Here is a 19,222-nt window from a genome sequence, read left to right as displayed (position 1 = left end):
TACGCACTGTAAACACTGAGTAGATTATGAAGCTGAAATTTAAAGTACAACCTTACCAAACCGCTGCGGTGGATGCCGTGGTGGAATGCTTTACCGGCCAGCCCCGAGTAGATGGTATTAGCTATACCCTCGATAAAGGCACGGCTCGGCCTGCCCAAGGGCCGGAGCAGTCGGACCTGTACCAACAAACTGAGCCTGCCGATGACAGTGGCTTTAAAAATGCCGACATTCAGCTAAGTAGCGAAACCTTGTTGGCGCGAATCCAAAAGGTACAGCGTGAGCAAAACCTGGCGGTATCGAAAAGCCTGACAGACTTTACCGACGACAAGGGAAAGCCTGTTAAAAAGAGCTACAAACCAGGGGCACCGATAAACCTGGATGTAGAAATGGAAACGGGCACGGGCAAAACCTATTGCTACGTTAAAACCATTTTTGAGATGAACCGCCGTTACGGCTGGAGCAAGTTTATTGTCATGGTGCCCAGCATTGCCATTCGTGAAGGGGTGCAGAAAACGCTGAGCATTACCGCCGATCACTTTAGCCAAAGCTACGGCAAAAAGGCACGTTTTTTTACCTACAATTCCAAGCGCCTGCACGAGCTGGAAAGCTTTAGCTCCGATGCCGGAATTAACGTAATGGTAATTAATATTCAGGCGTTTAATGCCAGCGGCAAAGATAACCGCCGCATTTACGACGAGCTGGATGACTTTCAAAGCCGCAGGCCGATTGATGTAATCGCCGGCAATCGGCCCATTTTAATACTGGACGAGCCGCAAAAAATGGAAGGTAAGGCGACGCTTGAGGCCTTGCCCAAGTTTAACCCGCTGATAATTTTGCGCTATTCCGCTACCCATAAAACCAACCACCTAAAGGTACACCGGCTAGATGCGGTGGACGCCTACAACCAAAAGCTGGTTAAGAAAATTGCGGTAAAGGGCGTTCAGGCTCGTGGGTTGTCGGGTACCAATGCCTACCTGTACCTTGAAGGAATCGATATATCCCCGCAAGCGCCTGTCGCCCGGTTGGATATGGAGGTAAAGATAAAAAGCGGCGACATCAAGCGCCAGGTAAAGAAGGTGCGCTTTCGGGATAATCTGCTGGAGTTAAGCGGCGGGCTGGAGCAGTACAAGGGCTTTAGCGTCAGCCAGATTGATTACAACAAAGATGCCATAGAGTTCAGCAACGGCCTGGAGCTGGTGGCGGGCAATGCCAGCGGCGATATATCCGAACACGACATGCGCCGTATTCAAATACGCGAGACCATACGCGCCCATTTTGACAAAGAAAAGCAGCTGTATGAGCAGGGCGTAAAGGTGCTCTCACTGTTTTTTATTGACGAAGTGGCCAAATACCGCGACTACAGCGCGGAAGACGAGAAAGGCGAATACGCCCGTATTTTTGAAGAAGAATACGACCTGCTGCGCAAAGAGGTACTGTCGGAATTACCCCTGGATAACCACGCCTACCGTGAGTACCTGGAACGTATCGCCCCAGATAGAACCCATAATGGTTACTTCTCTATCGACAAGAAAAAACGCTTGATAGACCCGGCGGTGAAAAAGTCAGGGGAGATGAAAGGCCTGTCGGATGACGTAGACGCCTACGACCTTATTCTGAAGGACAAAGAGCGGTTGCTGTCCTTAGAGGAGGATACTCGGTTTATCTTCTCTCACTCCGCCTTGCGTGAGGGGTGGGATAACCCCAATGTGTTTGTTATGTGCATGCTCAAACACAGCGACAACACCATCAGCCGCCGGCAAGAGGTGGGCCGTGGCCTGCGCCTGGCGGTGGACAAAACCGGCGAACGTATCGACCACCCTGCTATAGTGCATGAGGTGAATGTACTCACCGTGATTGCCAGCGAAAGCTACAACGACTTTGTCGCCGGCCTGCAAAAAGAGATTGCCGACACTCTAACATCTCGGCCCAAGAAAGCCGATATGGATTACTTTGTCGGCAAGGTGTTGAGAATTGATGAGGTCGAGCTGGAGGTGTCAGATAACCTGGCAAGGCAGATTTACCGTTATCTGGTCAAGAATGACTATACGGACGACCAGGATCAAATCAGCGAGACTTATCACGAGGCCAAAGATAAGGGCGAGCTGGCAAAGCTGCCCGATGACTTGCAGGCCTATCAAGCCAGTGTGTTTGAGTTGATTGACAGCGTATTTAGCAGCCGCAACCTGCCAGATACCACCGACGGCCGCAAAATAAAGAGCAATAATCTGAACGCCAATTTCGATAAAAAAGCGTTTAAAGAGCTATGGGCCCGCATCAACCGCAAGGCGGTGTACCGGGTGGATTTCGACTCTGCAGAGCTTATTGCCAAATGTATTGATTACTTAAACAAGGAGCTTCGCGTAACGCCGCTGCAGTATGTGGTGCAAACAGGCGCGCAAACGAATGACCTGACTGCTAGCAGCTTAACGGCAGGCAAAGGGTTTAAAGTATCCGAAACTACCACCGAGCAGGGACACTCTGTTCACTCCAAGGTGAAATACGACTTACTAGGTAAAATCAGCGAAGAGGCCGAGCTTACCCGGCGCACGGTGGCAGAAATACTCACGGGTATTTACAAAGCAACCTTTGACCAATTCAAACAAAACCCCGAGCAGTTTATCAGCGAAGCCAGCCGCCTGATTAAAACCCAAAAAGCGGCAGTGATTATTGAAAAGCTCAGCTACAACGCAGTGGATGATCACTACGAAACCGATATATTCACCAAAGCGCAAACCGGCCAGGACTTTAGCCGTGCGACGGACTTACTGCAGCGCCATGTATACGACCGTGCCGTGGTGGATTCGCAAGTAGAGCACGACTTTGTTACCCAGTTGGATACCAGTAGCGAAGTGGTGGTGTACGCCAAACTGCCCAGGGGCTTTACTATTCCCACCCCAGTGGGTGACTACAACCCGGATTGGGCTATATCGTTTAAAGAGGGCAGCGTAAAGCACATTTACTTTGTGGCCGAAACCAAGGGCACCCTGGACTCACTCAAACTGCGTGATCTAGAACAGACCAAAATCGACTGCGCCAAAAAGTTCTTTGCCGAATTGGAAAACCACACCCAGCAAGATAAAGTGAAATACGACGTAGTGGACAGCTATGAACGCTTGATGGACGTTGTACGCTAGGGCCACGAGCGATGCAGTCACTTGAACCCAAGGATCAAATGCAAGCACTCGGGTTAGCCCTTCATGATGACGTGGTAGAGGCGCTTATACGCGATGAGTATCAAGAGCTTGCCCGAACAATCTTTATGCGCGCCACGCAAGATAATTGTGGATTGAGCTTGTCAGGCATGAGCCAGGTGCTGGTGGAGCAGGCAATTTCCGCCGAGGTTAAACAGCTGGGCGATGTCCTTCGGGAGGCAGTGGGTAGCAAGCTCGAGGGAAGCGATTTTCTCAACACGGCTTATTATTGCAGAAGCACCAACCCTATTGCTTGTGAGCAGTGGGAACAAGCGTTAGAGGCGGCCGTTGAGGGTGACTGTAAGCGCTTTGTTTTTTGTGTCGAAGAACTACAGCAAATACTGGAAAAGCAACCCGTTGGGGAACAGCTAAATTTGAGTGTTGATCAGATTTTGAGTGTGTACGATACGTGTGTTGTCGGCTTTTCTGAAAGGGTCCTTTGGCGTACGGAGGAGAGCCTTATAGGCTAGCGTCTCTCGGGCGGTCTCGCGAGGCCCCGAGGTTACGATTTGTTGCAGTTTGCAAGACTCAGTCAAGGTTTTGTCAAGGGTAAAAGCCGCACTATGATTTTTTGCGGCCTTTGGGTAATAGAAATACTGGCTTGTCTTCCTCCCAGCGTTGCCAGTCATCAGTAGGCATTTTCCCGTTCATACCTTCAAAGGTGAGCCGCCACTCGCGTGCTTTTCTTTGGGTCCAGTATTCGCATTCCATTAATTCAATAAAACCGTGTTCCGCTAGCGCCTTAAAGGCTTTGGTTGTCGCTTCCTTGCTGATTTTCAGCCGCTCTCTGGCTTGCTTATGACTTAGAGTGAGTTGCCCGTTCTTACTGGGTGCATATATCATTTGGAGCTCTTCCAGTAAGCAGCGCGCCCTGCAGTCTAAGTCTCTGTAGGCGGGGCTTTTCAGCCATTCATGGTGGCGACGAATAAACCGCCCAGGCCGCTCAGTTTGATTAGGCTTCTTTTTGCTCATTGAGTAACCTGAGCTTTTTAACCGCGATGGTGTGACGTGAAATAAGGTACCGTATGCCTGTGGTAGATGCTTCGCCCACTATGTGGGCGTGCTTCTCGCCGGAACGGGCCTTGGCGATTTTTACAAGAGTTTGGTGTTTACAGGCTTGCTCAAGCGCCCATCGTTGGCACTTGTGAAAGCCGCCACAAAACCGGCTCTTTTCGGTGAATGCAATAAATGTTGCCATGTGGCCCCCTACGGTTGAAAGACTGGCCAGGTGCTCATCCAAAACAGTGGATAGGGGCTTAGGATGATAAGCCCCAGTACCAGCTCAATACGTGAGTAACCTGCACGGCGTAGTGCTTTATAAGCGGCTTTAGCGCCCCTAAGGGGCGCGCTCGATAGAGTGAAGAGTTTACGAAACAGCATTCTTTTCATCCTCCACAGCTTTCACGAATTGAATGGTCGATTCTGTCGTCGGTTGGCCAAAGTCCCCCAGGCCATAGCGAATGCTAAGCTCGGCCTCATGCTTGTCATCGGCAAGCTCAGAAACAGGGGTGCGGGTGATCTGAACAACTTCGAAGTGGTAGCGTTTCATTTGAACTCCCCCTCTGACTGAGTAAGTGATGCCTCGAGCCTATGAATGGCCTCGCAATGCCATGCAGTGGTTCCGGGGGAGAGTTTTACGGGCTTAGGGTAACGTCCTGCCTTAATTCCGGCCCACCAAGTGGATTTGCTAACGGGAATTATTTCCAGAACTTCAGGTAGGCGGTAGAAGCCGTGGGGCTTGCGAGGTTTATTGCTTTCGTGATCAAACATGGATAAGTCCTATGTGATGGGTTTGGACATATCCTAGTGATGACGGGGTGTCAATTTTGCAAAAATGACATTTTTGACAAAATTAGTTTTTTTGTAGGTAGAAAAGTTCTTGAAGGTAAGCAGCTAAGCGTCTGGACCGAAAAACCATACGGCCGTCTTCAGAGTCGGGAAAATGTTTGTTGTAGAGGTTGATGAGAGTTTCAGCCCTCCCGTGAGGATTGCTAGCTGCTTTTTTTGTGAGTATTACAGAGGCCTCGGTTATGTATTGGGCGGCAGTCGTTAAGCTTTTTTGATTCTTGAATTGTGGGAGTGTGAGAGCCCCTGGTATGGCAGCAATGTGATCCGCTATGGCATATACTTTTTCAATAGCGTGGTCGGAGCTCAAGTCAACTTTTTTCTTCCTTCGGGCGATAAGGTTTCTAGGGGCTGAATGATCCTCAGATGCCACCCCGGTAAATAGATGTTCAGCGAGGGAATCGAATAGCGCTATTTTTTTCTGCAATTTCTCAATATCTGCATCTCGTTGTCTCGAATATTCAGTGCAGCGCAAGTGATCAATAAGGTCTGTGATTTCTCTATAGTATTCATATTGCTCGAACAGCTCGTCGCCGAATAAAGACTCAAGTTCACTTTCAGTTTGAGCTATCGGAAATGCCAATAGTTCTTTAAGCGTGTAATGACTCACTTTACGCTCCTATTGTAATTCATGTTCTCAAGATGATCTGCCCAGGCCTGCATCATTTCGCGGCGCTGCTTTAGGAACCCTGTGCGGTTGTAGGCGCGGCCATTGTGGTCTTTTACGGCGTGGCCTAGTTGGGCCTCAATCCACTTTTCGGGGTATTCCAGCTCTTCATCCAAAATAGTGCGGGCTGTGGCTCTAAAACCATGCACGCTTTGTTGTTCGTTGGTATAGCCCAGTGACCGCAAGGCGGTACGCACACCGTTTTCGCTCATGGGGCGGCTGCGGCCACGAGCACTGGGGAAGACGTAGTCACCCTTTCCTGTGAGTAGCTGGAGTTCTTTTAAAATCTCAATAGCCTGAGTGCACAAGGGGATTAGGTGGGTATCTTCGTGGGCTTTGTCTTTGTTGACTGTTACCTGTGCAATGGCGTTGTCGAAATCCACGTCTTTCCAAAGCATTTGCCGCAGTTCGCCCGGCCGGCAGAAAAGCTTGGGGGTGAGCTTGAGCGCCGCTGACACCACGGGCCCGCCACTGTAGTGGTTAATGGCCCGAATCAGTGGTGCTAGGTCTTTCGAGTTAGTAATGGCGGCAAAATGTTGCTCTTTAGGGCTTTTTAGTGCGTCTGCCAACGTGAGGCTTGGGTCAGAATTTGCCAGGTCTGAGGCTATGGCGAAGCGGTAGATTTGCCCTACGTATTGCTTGGCGCGGTGCGCCGTTTCAATTGCACCGCGCTGTTCAATTTTTTGCAGTACGGTCAGTAATTCTTTGGGGGTGATGTCTGTAATGGGGCGGTTGCCAAGGTAGGGCAGAATATCGCGCTCTAGCAGTGACTTTAAACGTTTATCACCACTATCCGACTTTTGGCCGCGGCGTTCCAGCCACAGTTGGGTAATTTTCTCAAAGCTGTTGGTGTGCTCTTGAAGCAAGGACCGCTTTTGGGCCTTGCGTTCTGCGCTAGGGTCGACCCCTTGCTTGAGAAGTCGTTTGGCGTCGTCCCGAGCGTTGCGGGCATCGGCCAGCGACACATCTGGATACACGCCCAGCGAGATACGTTTCTCTTTACCAGCAAAGCGATACTTTAAACGCCAACGCTTACTGCCATTGGGGGCAACTTCTAAATACATGCCCCCAGCATCACTTATGCGGTATGGGCCGGAAACACTGGTGCCGTCTGGCTTCACGCCAGGCTTAGCATTACGAACAGTAATGACTGTTAGGGGCATCTGGGGGTACCTAGGTATCAGCTTTTACAAGATGCCCCCAATGTTGCCCCCTGTTGCCCCCGGATGTCAACGGATCGAATAGGATAGGAAAGGGCATAAAAAAGCCGCTAACCCTTGTGGGTAGCGGCTTTCGTGAACTTCCTAGGATGCCCTAGGATTGGTGTGTGGTGGAGGCGGGGGGAGTTGAACCCCCGTCCGCCGGCACTCCGCTCGCGGATCTACATGCTTAGATTCCGTTAATTAATTTAACTCATCCGCGACCCAACGGGCAGGGTGCGGCGAGCGAGTTCGCTTTAGGTTTCGCATTACTGCCACGATCCGAACAGTAAAGCTATCCAGTTCTGTATGACAGTCTGCAACGCGGTACTGGCACCTTGTTACAGACCGCTAGCGGCGTACCGCTAGAAGTGCTTCATCAACTGCTTACGCAGCTAATTGGGCACCGTAGTTGTCGTCGTTGGCAACTAATAAAATGCAGCTTGGGATTAACGTGATTCGCTACCATCACGACATGCACCTTGAGTTTTGTCACCGGCGTCGAATCCAAATCGCCCCCAAAAACTGGGTGCGGCGGTAGCCGCGACACTCACCTGTATGACAAGGCTATGACAGCCAAGTTCCACAGGGCCGGCTATTGTAGGGCCGGGGAGGGCTGGATACAAGGGGTGAAACGGAGTGCGGGGTGCGGTTGACGGAGAACGAGGAGCGGGTCATTGGTGTTTTCCGTCGTTCTCCGTCCTCCGTTAACCATTCCCCGTTTAAAGAGCATCCAAATCCAACGCCTCGCCATAAGCTTTCAGCTCATCCACGCTGTCGCCGTTGGCGCTTAGGGTGAACATAGCGTTGGAGTTGATGATCAGGATGATCTCCGGGTCTTGGGCGTTCAAAATGGCTTTGTGGCCCTGAATTTTGATCAGTTTGCCGCCGTTCATGGTGATGAGTGAGGGGTTGTTGAGCATGCCCATCATGCTTTGCAGCATGGGGGAGTCGGTGACCAGGTCGATGGTGATATAGGCATCACCCTTGTTGTATTCGCGCTCGGCACTGATGCCGCCGCCCATCATCATGCCGCCGGCGGCTTCGCTTTCAATGTCAGAGGCGTCCCAACCGCTTAACGGCTCAGGGAATACGGCTTTAATGGCCTCGGCTTTTTGTTGGCGAATCAGATCGGCGGCATAGTCCAGCTGGCTGACGGCCTCGGACAGCTGGCCATTCTCGTAGGCGCTCACGGCTTCGTCTACCGCATCGGTTATTTCATCGGCGAGGGTAAGGGGGGCGACAAGCAAGGCGCTTAGGGTGAGCGCTAGGCGGAATTGTTTCATAAGAGTCTCCTTCTCGGGTGGTAATAAGTCCAGTGCTGGATTTTTGCCTATTCGGCTTTTATCCTGCCTGCTTGGCAGGCTATTGCAAAACCCTTTGCATGTTCAGTACGGGCTGAAACGTGCAAATGTCTTGTCTCGACGGACAGGGCAGCTCCCTTTCCTAGGGGCTATTGTGGAGAACTAACCCTAACATGACAACCGAACATTCTATCGATCCTGTCACACCCGACTGGGCTAACCTGTCGCTGGCATCCACCTGGGCCGATGAGATCAACTTTACCCGCCCCAGAGGCTGGTTGCAGTTTGCGCGCTCTATTTTGGGTAAGCCCCAGCCGGTGCAGCTGGCGCCCGATGACCCTCTGCGCGCGGGCATCCCCAAATACGCCTTGCAGGAGTTTCACAACCTGCCCAATGGCAACTACTCCCACCGTATCTCGCGCGGCTATATTACTGGTTTTGATCGGATGATGCTGGGGCATATGGCCAGGCAGCGCCGGGTAATGGCGCAGCAGCTGGCGGATTGCGATGCGGTGTTGGATGTGGGCACCGGTGGGGGCAAGCTGGCGGCAGCGCTGGTGGATGCGGGGGTTAAAGACGTCTGGGGGGTAGATGTATCGCCCTATATGCTCAAGCATGCGGCGACGGATTTTCCGGCGGTAAACTTCTACCAGGCAGCGGCCGAGCGCTTACCCTTTTGCGAGCAGCGCTTTGATGCGGTGACGGTATGCTTTTTATTTCACGAAATGCCCCCAAAATACATAGCCAAGGCTTTGGCTGAAATAGATCGCGTGCTTCGTCCGGGAGGGCGGTTGTTGGTGGCAGAGCCCTCGGCGCGGCAGTTGGGGCCCATACCCTGGCGCCTTTTAATGCGCCGGGCGGGCTGGCGCCATGTTTATTTTAAGCGCATGGCCGCGCGGGTACACGAGCCTTTTATTAAGGCCTGGCACGGGCTGGATAAACAGGCGCTGTTCGCGCAGGCCGGGTTTTGCCTGGACGAGCACAACGACCGGGTGCCGATTAACTATTATTCACTGAAAAAGCATTCGTTGCCCGCCACGGCTGTGGTAGGTTAACGCAAAGACCACACAAAGGAGTTAAGCATGGGTGTAGCAAACAGTATAAAAACGGCCCTGGCCGTATTGACGGTAACCGCCAGTAGCTGGGCGGCCGCAGACGATGAAGCCCTGCAAGATGTACTGGCGGGTGAGCACCGCGCGGAAAGCAGCGCCCGCGACGAATACCGTCACCCGGGTGAAACTCTGGCGTTTTTTGGTATCGAGCCGGACATGACCGTGGTAGAGATATGGCCCGGCGGTGGCTGGTACACTGAAATTCTGGCCCCCTATCTGCGCGACGAGGGCGTGTTTTACGCCGCGCATTTTAACCCCGACAGTGAAATTGGCTACTTTAAGCGCTCGCGGGAAAACTACGGCGAAAAGCTGGCCGCTAACCCCGAGCTTTATGATCAAACCAAAGTGTCGGTGTTTAACCCACCAGAGCAGTACGACATTGCCCCCGCTGGCAGCGCCGATATGGTGCTGACCTTCCGCAACGCTCACAACTGGTATATGCGCGGCGGCGGTGAAGAAAAGCTGCTGGCGGCGTTTTCGGCGTTTTATCGTGCCCTGAAACCCGGCGGCATTTTAGGTGTAGTGGATCACCGCTTACCCGAAGAGCGCTCGGACAAAGTCCAGGAAGAAAGCGGCTATATTAAGCAGAGTGTGGTGGTTAATGCGGCTGAGAAGGCCGGGTTTGTGTTGGCCGCTGAAAGCGAGGTAAACGCCAACCCCCAAGATACCGCTAAACATGAGCACGGCGTTTGGACTTTGCCGCCCTCGCTGCGCGGCGGCGATAAAGACCGGGATAAGTATACTGAGATCGGCGAAAGTGATCGTATGACTCTAAAGTTTGTAAAGCCTGAGGGCGAGTAGGGGTTATACTGTTACGCAGAACGCAGAACGCAGAACGCAGAACGCAGAACGCAGAACGCAGAACGCAGAACGCAGAACGCAGAACGCAGAACGCAGAACGCAGAACGCAGAACGCAGAACGGTAAAAGCAGATGATGTTACGGGCATTAATCATTATGGTTTTGGTGGCGCAGGGGCTGTTTAGCTTTGCGGCGCCTGTGCCTGTGTCCGAAATGTCTCACTCCCCCGAATCCATGGATTCGATGGCGATGCAAGATTGCCACGACTCCATGGAGTTGGTCGATGCCTCAGCCGATATGAACAGCGAGCACTGCACTCAGCAGTGCTGCTGTCCCGGCGTTTGCGGTGGTGTGGCGGTGCTGCCTGCGGCGTTTTATCCCCCCATTCAATTGCACTCATTAAAACCTGTCGCCCGAGCTGTTATGGCCCGAGCTGCTGAGGTTTCTCCTCTCTATCGTCCCCCCATACACGCCTGATACAGGACAGTTGCGCCCCAAATTTGGGTAGCTTTAACGTTTACTGATCAGGTTTTGTGTTATGAAAATTTTGTTTTCGGCCGCCCTGGCGGCGGTTATCGGCTTAGCGGCCGGTTGGCTATTGTTTGCCGAAAAATCCAGTGCCCCAGCACCGGCAAGTAACCAGGCGTCTGAACCGCAACCGCTTTACTGGGTGGCACCCATGGATTCCAGTTATCGGCGCGACGGGCCGGGTAAGTCGCCCATGGGGATGGACTTGGTACCGGTCTATGCCGACGACACGTCTGCCGAGCCGGGTGATGTGTCTATTTCGCCCCATGTTCAGCAGCAGCTGGGTGTAAAAACCGTGGCGGTCGAAAGGCGCGCGTTAACACCCGCGCTAGACGCGGTAGGGTTTGTCAGCTTTGACGAGCAGGCGCTTATGCATATGCACTTGCGCGCCACCGGTTGGGTGTCGGGGTTGGCCGTTAACTCGGTGGGCGACCCGGTGAGCCGGGGGCAAAAGCTATTCGATTTTTACTCGCCGGATATTCGCAATACCCAGCAGGAATTTTTGCAGGCGCTGGCCGGCGATAACTCGCGTTTAACCTATGCTTCGCGGGAAAAACTGCGCGCCCAGGGCGTCCCCGACAGTGAAATTGAGGTGATTGAGCGCACGGGTAAGATCAAATCCGACATCAGCTACTACGCGCCCCAGGCGGGTGTGGTTGCCAGCCTGAGCGTCGCCAACGGCAGCTATGTGACCTTGCAGCAAAACGCTATGTCGATTGGTCCGCTGGAGCAAGTGTGGGTGATTGCCGAGGTGTTCGAGCGCCAGGCCGGGTTGCTGCAAAAAGGGCAGTCGGTGCGTTTAACCAGTCGTGCCTATCCTGGCGAGCAATGGCGCGGCGAGATTGATTACGTGTACCCGGTGTTGGATGTGGGTAACCGCACTACTCGTGCCCGCATTGTGGTGGCCAATCAAGATGAACGCCTAAAACCCAATATGCTGGTGGATGTACAAATTGACGCCGCGAGCCTTGCGCCCGCGCTGGTGGTGCCGCGCGATGCGGTTATTCGCACCGGCCGTGGTGATCGCGTGGTGCGCGAAATAAGTCCCGGTGTGTTTCGCACCCAGGCGGTCAGGGCCGGCGCCAGTGCCAGCGGCTACACGCAAATACTAAACGGGCTTAGCGAGGGTGACCGGGTGGTGACCCGGGCGCAGTTTTTAATTGATTCCGAATCCAGCGTGCATGTCGAGCTCGATCGCTTAAATGCAGATGCGGTTCCGCCAGAGAAAGCGGGGAGTCACGCGGGTATGGATCACAGTGCAATGCAGCACGGCGAGAGGAATCACAATGCCACTGAGCATAAATCGATGAGTCACGCCCACATGGATCATTCGACCATGAATTCCTCGGGCGCCAAGGCCGAGACTATGGATTATGGCGGCCACTCGGCGCCTGCAGTGGGCGAGGGGGAAGCGGATCATGATTAAAGCGATTATCCATTGGTCTATTGCCAATCGGGCGCTGGTGTTATTACTAAGCGCCATGCTGTTTGCGGGGGGTGTGTATTCACTGCGCCAAACGCCAGTGGATGCGATTCCCGATTTGTCCGATGTGCAGGTGATTATTAAAACCCGCTATCCGGGGCAGGCCCCGCAAGTGGTACAAGACCAAATTACCTACCCTATGACTACCGCCATGCTGGCGGTGCCCGGTGCCAAAACCGTACGCGGTTTTTCGTTTTTTGGTGACTCCTATGTGTACGTGTTGTTCGATGAAGGTACGGATTTATATTGGGCGCGCTCGCGAGTGCTGGAGTATGTTAACCAGGTCAGCGGCGAACTGCCCGAGTCGGCCTCAATCGAGTTGGGACCGGACGCCACCGGCGTGGGGTGGGTATTTAACTACGCCCTGGTCGACAAAACCGGACAACAGGATTTGGAAGCCTTAACCCGCCTGCAAAACTGGTTTTTGAAATACGAGCTGCAGGCGGTCAGTGGCGTGAGCGAGGTCGCTACCATTGGCGGCATGGATCGCCAGTATCAGGTTCAGGTGGACCCGGCGCGCCTACGTGCCTACCAGGTTCCGCTGGCGCAGGTGCACACCGCGATTGCCCGAGCCAACGGCGAGGCGGGGGCCTCGGTCATTGAAATGGCCGAGGCCGAGTATATGGTACGTACCACCGGCTACATAAAGTCGCTGGAGGACTTGCGCCAGGTACCTTTGGGGGTGAGTGAGCAGGGTACCGCGCTCACCCTGGACGATGTTGCCGAGATTACTTTAATGCCCAGTATGCGTCGCGGTATTGCCGAGCTGAATGGCAAGGGTGAAGTGGTGGGCGGTATTGTAGTGATGCGAAGTGGCGAAAATGCCGCCCAGGTGATCGAGCGGGTTAAAGCGCGATTGGATGATCTGGCCGCAAGTTTGCCCGATGGGGTGGAGGTGGTTACCACCTACGATCGCTCCCAACTGATTTACCGCGCGGTGAATAATTTATACCAAAAGCTGGGCGAAGAGTTTTTGGTGGTTGCCCTGGTCTGCGCGGTATTTTTATTCCACTTGCGCTCGGCGCTGGTGGTGGTTGTGAGCTTGCCTTTGGGGTTGTTGGCCGCGTTTAGCATTATGAATGCGCAGGGGATCAACGCCAATATTATGTCGTTAGGTGGGGTGGTGATTGCCATTGGTGCCATGGTCGACGGCGCGGTGGTAATGATCGAAAACTTACATCGTCATCTGGTAAAGCAAAATCCCAAAGGCGAAGCGCGTTGGCAATTAGTCGCTCGCGCCGCCAGCGAGGTAGGACCGGCGCTGTTCTTCTCGCTGCTGATTATTACCGTTAGTTTTTTGCCGGTTTTTGCGCTTGAGGCGCAAGAGGGCAAGTTATTTAGCCCCTTGGCCTACACCAAAACCTACGCGATGGCCGCCGCGGCCGGCTTGGCCATTACCCTGGTGCCGGTGCTGCTGGGCGTTTTCGTGCGCGGTAAAATTGTCAGTGAAACTAAAAACCCGCTTAACCGATTGCTGGTGGCGGTCTATCGGCCCGCGCTGGGGGCTGTGCTGCGCTTTCCCAAAACCACCGTGTTGCTGGCGGCGGTGATAATGCTGGCGGGCCTTTACCCGGCCAAGCAGATTGGCAGTGAGTTTATGCCGCCTTTGGATGAGGGCGATTTAATGTACATGCCCACCACCTATGCGGGCCTGTCTATCGGCGAGGCCCGCCAGCTGCTTCAGCAAACCGATAAGCTGATTAAAACCATTCCCGAGGTGGATACGGTGTTTGGCAAAATCGGTCGCGCCGACACAGCCACCGATCCCGCGCCACTGACGATGATTGAAACGGTTATTCAGTTTAAACCGCAAAGCGAGTGGCGTGCGGGTATAACCATGGAGGAGATCAAGCGCGAGCTGAATCAGCGCATTCAGTTTCCGGGCTTAAGCAATGCCTGGGTGATGCCGATTAAAACCCGCATCGACATGTTGTCCACCGGTATAAAAACCCCGGTGGGGATTAAGATTGCGGGGCCGGACTTAAGCGTTATCAATCAACTGGGCGAGCAGATAGAGGCCCTGCTCGAGCCGGTGGAGGGAACCGCATCGGTGTACGCCGAGCGGGTGGCCGGGGGGCGCTATATTACCGTGGATATTAACCGACGCCAGGCGGCGCGTTTCGGGTTAAATATTGCCGATGTGCAACAGGTGGTGCGCACCGCCATCGGCGGCGAGCAAATTATCCAAACCGTGGACGGCGAGGCACGCTACCCGGTGAGTTTGCGGTTTCCCGAGCGCTACCGAAATTCGGTGGATGCCATAGCGCGCTTGCCGCTGGTGGCCGCCCAGGGCGCTAATATTACCTTGGGCGATGTCGCGGATGTGCGAGTTGAAGACGGCCCACCCATGATCAAAAGCGAGAACGCGCGCTTAAACGGTTGGGTGTTTGTGGATACCCAGGCGAAAGATTTGGGTGGGTATGTAAAACGCGCCCAGCAATTGCTGGATGAGCAATTGGATTTGCCGCCGGGTTACGCGATGAGTTGGGGCGGGCAGTACGAATATATGCAGCGCGCCGCCGAACGTTTAACACTGGTAGTGCCTGTGACCTTAATGCTGATTGTTCTGCTGTTGTATCTTAACTTTCGCCGCTTTGTGCCAGTGCTGTTTATTCTCGCGAGCCTGCCCTTTGGTTTACTGGGCGGGGTTTGGTTAATGCTGGCACTGGGTTACAACTGGTCGGTGGCGGTGGCCATGGGGTTTATTGCCCTGGCGGGGGTGGCGGTGGAAATCGGCGTGCTAATGCTGGTGTACCTAGAGCAGGGCTGGCAAAGCCTGCTGCAAAAAACGCCCACGCCCAGCAAAGCCGAGTTGCTGGAATCAATACGCGACAATGCCGGACGTCGTTTGCGCCCCATTGTGATGACGGCCTGTACGCTTTTCGCGGGTCTGCTGCCTATTATGTTCAGCGATGGCGCGGGCTCGGAAATTATGCAGCGTATTGCCGCGCCGATGATTGGCGGCGCGCTATCGACTTTGGTATTAACGCTGATGGTGTTGCCGGCGCTGTACTTGTTGTGGAGGGGAAAACGCTTGATGTCTGACGACTGAGGTCTGATGCGAATGGCTCTTACTTAAGTCTCGTCATCCCCGCGAAAGCGGGGGGCTAGTGATTTTAAGTGCTGGGATCTTTGGAGTCCTGCCTTCGCGCATTATTGTCAAGAACACTTAGCTAAAATGGCCATTTTCCTTTCAATATGCCCGTGTCGCCGGGCGGTGCGAGTTACTTTTTTCGGCAAAAAGTAACCAAAAACCTCGCCCAACAACTGGCCCCTGCGGGGTTCCCTCGATCCAGCCTATTTTAGCGGGCCGTATCGACAGGCCTTTCGTGGCCTGGCGATACTTACGCAAACGTCCTGTTTGCTTACCCTCTAAAATAGGCTTGCACTCGGCTCAGTCGCAAACGGGCGAAAACCCCAATTGACTCCACGCTTTTGCCTTTGTAGATAACCCTGGTTTTACTTCAGACCCGTTTACAGTTGTCATTAGCCCTCAATGTGCTTAGAGAACCCAATCTATCGGGCATTTTCCGGGCAGTAATGCTTTCGTGCGAGTTACAAAAACCGGGACTTGGTGTTAAGTAAGTGCCATTCAGGTTTGATGAAAAGGAAAAGCCTGCCACTCATGTGACAGGCTTTTCCTTTAGGCTTGAGATTTTTTCGTCAGACGTCAGACGTCAGACGTCAGACGAGCCAATCAATTGGTGATCTTTAGAACTCGTAGCGAACGCCTACGCGCATTTTCCAAAGCGACGCATCGCCAACACGGGTTGTGCCGGCGGGGTCCAGGAACTCGTTGTAAACATAGCGGCCCTGGTCGTCGGTGCTCATGTCAACGGCGGCTTGCGAGCGTGGGAAGCTGGCTTCGTATTGCACGCCCCAGTCGTCGTTAAGCATGTTGCCGATGTTTTCAAACACCATGTACAGCGACGACTTGTGGCCATCCATAATACCCGGCAGTTGCTGCTCGATCTTAAAGTCGAATTTAACCCACCAATCGCTGTAGATTTCGTTGCGCTCCATAATCTCGCCGCGATCCAGATCTTGCTCGTCCACCCAGTCGTAGAAGGCATCGACGTCAAAGTTTTCGCCGAACACGACGTTGGGATCATCTATACCGGTGGGCACGTACAACATATGACGCGATACCCAGCCGGTTGAGTCGCCAAACGCAAAACCGTTGTTGAAGGTATAGCTGTAGGGGCGACCCTCGTTGGCGCTACCGAATAGGGTAAAGCGGGTATCGTAATCGCCAAAGAAGGCGTGCTCGTAAGCGAGCTTCAAGGTAAAGCGATGGGGAATGTTGTAGTTAGACGTATAGGCGCCAGGGTTTTCCGGGTCAGCCGTGGCCAGGTTGGTGTAGTTGGAATAGGCCACTGAGCTGGTCATGGGGTTTACGTCTTGGGCGTCTGAGTAGGCGTAACCAAAGGCCGCTTCTAAACCAAAGTCCCAGTACTTGCTAACGCCCATGGACAGGGTTAGCGAGTCGTAGGAGTCTTGAACATTGGTCAGCATAAAGTCTTCGCTGCGACCGTCAATACTGCCGTAAACGGGGCGACCGTCAACGGCGGTACCGGTTTGTACGCGTGAGATATCCGAGATAATCGCGGCATCTTCAAACTGGCTATAGAGCAGATCGGCCGAAAGAACCAAGTCGTTATCAAAGGCGTAGCTGGTGCCCAGAGCGTACTTCCAGGACGATGGAATTTCAAAGTCGGGGTCCATCAGGTTTACGCCGCCGTTTCTGCCTTGGTTATTGGCCACAGCGTCGTACAAGTCTTGCGGAATATCGTAGATGGGACGACCTTCACCATTAAAGTCCATATCAAACACTGAGGTGCCGCTGGTGTCCTGGACTTCAATTTGGGTTACGCCGTCGTTGGAGTAATTGTTGGAAATCCAAACGTTGGGGTTGCCGCCTGAATACAGGCCGATGCCGCCGTGTACCTCGAAGGCGTCGGTCAGGTTCCAGTTAAAACCCAGGCGCGGTTGAATCAAATCCAGGCCGTCCAGGTTTTGGCGGTTGTCGATGTTGTAAGTGGCCAAAATGTCGTAGTTTTGCGCGGGTTCGTCATCGCTTTCGTACCAGTCGTAGCGCAAACCGGCGATCACTTGTAAATCGCCACCGTCCAGGAATATTTCATCCTGCAGGTAAAGGGTATTGATGGCGTACTCGAACGAGGCGGCGGCATCGGTTTTGACATTGGTGCCGGCAGCGTTCTCGTAGATAATGGTGTTGGGCGTGCCCGCCTCGAAGTCTTCGATTGAGCTAAAGCGGTATTCACCTTCGGATTCTTGTACGAACATGTTGAATACATCGAAGCTTTCGCGCTCATAGCCCACGGTCAGGGTTTGGTGATCCAGACGGTAGGTGGCGGCGAACTTCATGTTCAGGTTTTCGTAGGTCAGCTTGTTGGCGTGACGCGAATCGTCTGAACCCATGTAGACGGTGGCACTGGAAGGGCTGCCGTCGTTGTCGTGATCGTATTCGGTGCTGATTTGCACTTCACCGAATTCGGTGCCGCCCAGCGACAGCTGGCGGTTGTCCAGTTCCTGATAGCCAATTTTAACTTCGGTCGACAGATTGTCGGTCCAGTCAGAGAACAGCTGGCCTACGTACGAGTTAAGCTCGGCGCCGCGCTCGTAGTAGTGGTTGGAGAATTCCAACTCGTTGGAGTCGCCGTCAGACTGGGCGATAGAGAAACCGTCGTTGTAGTTGTAAGTAAAAGAGGCGCGCTGATTGTGAGTAATGTTCCAGTCCACTTTAACCAGCAGTTTTTCATCTTCTACCGGCAGGCTAGAAGGGAAGCCACCTGGATCGTAGCCGTAAACGTCGCGCGCAATGCGGTCGATTTCGGCGAGTTGTTCGGCTGATACGCCTTGAACCGGAGTGGCGACATTGGCGTCGGCGCTGCCGCGACCAAAGGTGTCGACACCTTCGAGTTTTTCATAGGCGGTAAAGAAGTACAGCTTATCCTGCAAAATGGGGCCGCCAAAGGTAAAACCGTAACGCTGTTCGTCAAAAGGCGCCACGTCAATGTCGTCGCCTTCCAGCGAGTCGCCCTGCATGGAGTCATCGGTGTAGTCGTAGAAGAAAGAACCGTGGAACTCATTGTCACCGGATTTGGTAACGGCGTTGATGTTACAGGCGCTGAAGCCGCCGTATTGAACATCGAAAGGCGCCAGCTCAACCGCAACCTGCTCAATAGCATCGTAAGAGAAAGGCATGCGCTCGGTGGGGTAGCCATTGCTGTTTAAACCGAAGGCATCGTTCATACGCACGCCGTCTACGGTCAGACTGTTAAAGCGTGGGTTGGCGCCGGCACACTGAATGGAGTCGTTAAAGGCTTCATCGACATAGATGCGCGGATCAATACGCACCACGTCTTTCAGGTCGCGGTTAATGGCCGGGGCGGTTTCCAGATCGTGCAGGCTGAACTCGGCGTTGGGACCGACCACAGTGTAGTTTTGCTCTTGCAGACTACCCATGACCAGAATTTCTTCGGTTTGCATGCCGCCCACAACAATCTCCAGTTGATAGGCATCGCCCAGGGTCAGGTAAACATCTTGAATGATGCGGTTGCCGTCTTCTGAGGTTACCTCTACCGTGTAGGGGCCACCCACGCGCAGGCCGCGGGCGTTAAAGCGACCCGAGTCACCCGCATCCAGTTCGCTGCGGCTGTTAGAAGGCTCGTGAACAATGACAATATTGGCGTTGTCTACCGGTGCGCCACTACCGTCCAGGACGATGCCCTGGATAGAAGAACTGGTTTGCTGTGCAACAGCAGGCAGTGAGCCCCCCAGTGCGGCTGCGACAGCGAGTGTTAAAGTGTGCTTAGTAAATGTTGTTTTCATGGCATAGTTTCCCGTTTGGTTGCTCCATGGTCTGTAGGCCTGTATACAAACTGGGCGCACGATTATTCGCCCTGCAGGCATTGGCTGAAGGGCTTCGCGTCTGTGTTTTTTGGAATTATTAGCGGTGTTTGTTATAAGGCCACTGGACGTTAGCGTAAGAATGCGAAAGTTAAGTGACCGATTCGTGACGACTTGCTGACACTAATGTGACAGACTTGGAGCGAGGGCGAATCACACA

Annotated in this window: 15 protein-coding genes and 1 other RNA gene; 7 read left to right on the top strand and 9 right to left on the bottom strand. The window is 53.5% G+C overall.

Annotated features, from left to right (window positions below):
- The first annotated feature begins 26 nt into the window (after positions 1-26).
- Positions 27-3,134, top strand: coding sequence for a type III restriction-modification system endonuclease (locus M6D89_RS08165; protein ID WP_253967519.1), 3,108 nt, complete (start codon positions 27-29; stop codon positions 3,132-3,134).
- An 11-nt stretch (positions 3,135-3,145) separates the two neighbouring features.
- Entirely contained in the window at positions 3,146-3,661 is a 516-nt protein-coding gene (locus tag M6D89_RS08160; RefSeq protein WP_253967518.1) for a hypothetical protein, read from the top strand.
- Between the two features lie 91 nt (positions 3,662-3,752).
- On the opposite strand, the gene M6D89_RS08155 is transcribed toward M6D89_RS08160, so the two are convergent.
- From M6D89_RS08155 to M6D89_RS08125, 8 genes are all read right to left on the bottom strand, one after another.
- Positions 3,753-4,163, bottom strand: a complete 411-nt coding sequence (locus M6D89_RS08155) for a hypothetical protein (protein ID WP_253967517.1) — start codon at positions 4,161-4,163, stop codon at positions 3,753-3,755.
- Positions 4,144-4,389 carry a hypothetical protein gene (locus M6D89_RS08150; protein ID WP_253967516.1) on the bottom strand — a complete coding sequence of 82 codons (246 nt, stop codon included), beginning with the start codon at positions 4,387-4,389 and terminating at the stop codon, positions 4,144-4,146. The genes M6D89_RS08155 and M6D89_RS08150 overlap by 20 nt, the downstream gene beginning before the upstream one ends.
- A gap of 168 nt (positions 4,390-4,557) precedes the next feature.
- On the bottom strand, positions 4,558-4,740 hold the full coding sequence (locus M6D89_RS08145) for a hypothetical protein (RefSeq protein WP_253967515.1): 183 nt from the start codon (positions 4,738-4,740) through the stop codon (positions 4,558-4,560).
- Complete coding sequence (locus M6D89_RS17465) at positions 4,737-4,961, bottom strand: helix-turn-helix transcriptional regulator (RefSeq protein ID WP_418930344.1); 225 nt, start codon at positions 4,959-4,961, stop codon at positions 4,737-4,739. The genes M6D89_RS08145 and M6D89_RS17465 overlap by 4 nt, the downstream gene beginning before the upstream one ends.
- Before the next feature lie 82 nt (positions 4,962-5,043).
- Positions 5,044-5,646, bottom strand: coding sequence for a hypothetical protein (locus M6D89_RS08140; RefSeq protein ID WP_253967514.1), 603 nt, complete (start codon positions 5,644-5,646; stop codon positions 5,044-5,046).
- Positions 5,643-6,866, bottom strand: a complete 1,224-nt coding sequence (locus M6D89_RS08135) for a tyrosine-type recombinase/integrase (RefSeq protein ID WP_253967513.1) — start codon at positions 6,864-6,866, stop codon at positions 5,643-5,645. Before M6D89_RS08135 ends, M6D89_RS08140 begins: the two co-directional genes overlap by 4 nt.
- A gap of 165 nt (positions 6,867-7,031) precedes the next feature.
- Positions 7,032-7,422, bottom strand: a transfer-messenger RNA (tmRNA) gene (gene ssrA / locus M6D89_RS08130).
- Positions 7,423-7,624: 202 nt separating this feature from the next.
- On the bottom strand, positions 7,625-8,188 hold the full coding sequence (locus M6D89_RS08125) for a hypothetical protein (RefSeq protein ID WP_253967512.1): 564 nt from the start codon (positions 8,186-8,188) through the stop codon (positions 7,625-7,627).
- Between the two features lie 191 nt (positions 8,189-8,379).
- Between M6D89_RS08125 and M6D89_RS08120 the strand changes: the two genes are divergently transcribed.
- The 5 genes from M6D89_RS08120 to M6D89_RS08100 all read left to right on the top strand — a co-directional run bounded on the left by M6D89_RS08120 (position 8,380) and on the right by M6D89_RS08100 (position 15,181).
- The gene (locus M6D89_RS08120) at positions 8,380-9,261 is read left to right on the top strand and encodes a class I SAM-dependent methyltransferase (protein ID WP_253967511.1); all 882 of its coding nucleotides are present in this window, start codon (positions 8,380-8,382) and stop codon (positions 9,259-9,261) included.
- Positions 9,262-9,288: 27 nt separating this feature from the next.
- Complete coding sequence (locus M6D89_RS08115) at positions 9,289-10,119, top strand: class I SAM-dependent methyltransferase (RefSeq protein WP_253967510.1); 831 nt, start codon at positions 9,289-9,291, stop codon at positions 10,117-10,119.
- 131 nt (positions 10,120-10,250) lie between these two features.
- Entirely contained in the window at positions 10,251-10,595 is a 345-nt protein-coding gene (locus tag M6D89_RS08110; RefSeq protein ID WP_253967509.1) for a hypothetical protein, read from the top strand.
- Between the two features lie 61 nt (positions 10,596-10,656).
- The gene (locus M6D89_RS08105; RefSeq protein WP_253967508.1) at positions 10,657-12,072 is read left to right on the top strand and encodes an efflux RND transporter periplasmic adaptor subunit; all 1,416 of its coding nucleotides are present in this window, start codon (positions 10,657-10,659) and stop codon (positions 12,070-12,072) included.
- A complete protein-coding gene (locus tag M6D89_RS08100) occupies positions 12,065-15,181 on the top strand; it encodes an efflux RND transporter permease subunit (RefSeq protein ID WP_253967507.1) in 3,117 nt (1,038 codons plus the stop codon). The genes M6D89_RS08105 and M6D89_RS08100 overlap by 8 nt, the downstream gene beginning before the upstream one ends.
- A gap of 659 nt (positions 15,182-15,840) precedes the next feature.
- On the opposite strand, the gene M6D89_RS08095 is transcribed toward M6D89_RS08100, so the two are convergent.
- The gene (locus M6D89_RS08095) at positions 15,841-18,984 is read right to left on the bottom strand and encodes a TonB-dependent receptor (protein ID WP_253967506.1); all 3,144 of its coding nucleotides are present in this window, start codon (positions 18,982-18,984) and stop codon (positions 15,841-15,843) included.
- Positions 18,985-19,222: the final 238 nt, after the last annotated feature.

This window comes from Gilvimarinus xylanilyticus (genome assembly GCF_024195295.1).
Lineage (GTDB): Bacteria > Pseudomonadota > Gammaproteobacteria > Pseudomonadales > Cellvibrionaceae > Gilvimarinus > Gilvimarinus xylanilyticus.
The sequence above is the reverse complement of the archived record's forward strand: the minus strand, read 5'-3'. Positions and strand labels throughout refer to the sequence as shown.

Coding starts and splice junctions, on each gene's coding strand:
- M6D89_RS08165 (WP_253967519.1), top strand. CDS start 27: ATGAAGCTGAAATTTAAAGTACAACCTTACCAAACCGCTGCGGTGGAT.
- M6D89_RS08110 (WP_253967509.1), top strand. CDS start 10,251: ATGATGTTACGGGCATTAATCATTATGGTTTTGGTGGCGCAGGGGCTG.
- M6D89_RS08145 (WP_253967515.1), bottom strand. CDS start 4,740: ATGAAACGCTACCACTTCGAAGTTGTTCAGATCACCCGCACCCCTGTT.
- M6D89_RS17465 (WP_418930344.1), bottom strand. CDS start 4,961: ATGTTTGATCACGAAAGCAATAAACCTCGCAAGCCCCACGGCTTCTAC.
- M6D89_RS08150 (WP_253967516.1), bottom strand. CDS start 4,389: ATGGCAACATTTATTGCATTCACCGAAAAGAGCCGGTTTTGTGGCGGC.
- M6D89_RS08160 (WP_253967518.1), top strand. CDS start 3,146: ATGCAGTCACTTGAACCCAAGGATCAAATGCAAGCACTCGGGTTAGCC.
- M6D89_RS08100 (WP_253967507.1), top strand. CDS start 12,065: ATGATTAAAGCGATTATCCATTGGTCTATTGCCAATCGGGCGCTGGTG.
- M6D89_RS08095 (WP_253967506.1), bottom strand. CDS start 18,984: ATGAAAACAACATTTACTAAGCACACTTTAACACTCGCTGTCGCAGCC.
- M6D89_RS08155 (WP_253967517.1), bottom strand. CDS start 4,163: ATGAGCAAAAAGAAGCCTAATCAAACTGAGCGGCCTGGGCGGTTTATT.
- M6D89_RS08125 (WP_253967512.1), bottom strand. CDS start 8,188: ATGAAACAATTCCGCCTAGCGCTCACCCTAAGCGCCTTGCTTGTCGCC.
- M6D89_RS08115 (WP_253967510.1), top strand. CDS start 9,289: ATGGGTGTAGCAAACAGTATAAAAACGGCCCTGGCCGTATTGACGGTA.
- M6D89_RS08135 (WP_253967513.1), bottom strand. CDS start 6,866: ATGCCCCTAACAGTCATTACTGTTCGTAATGCTAAGCCTGGCGTGAAG.
- M6D89_RS08105 (WP_253967508.1), top strand. CDS start 10,657: ATGAAAATTTTGTTTTCGGCCGCCCTGGCGGCGGTTATCGGCTTAGCG.
- M6D89_RS08120 (WP_253967511.1), top strand. CDS start 8,380: ATGACAACCGAACATTCTATCGATCCTGTCACACCCGACTGGGCTAAC.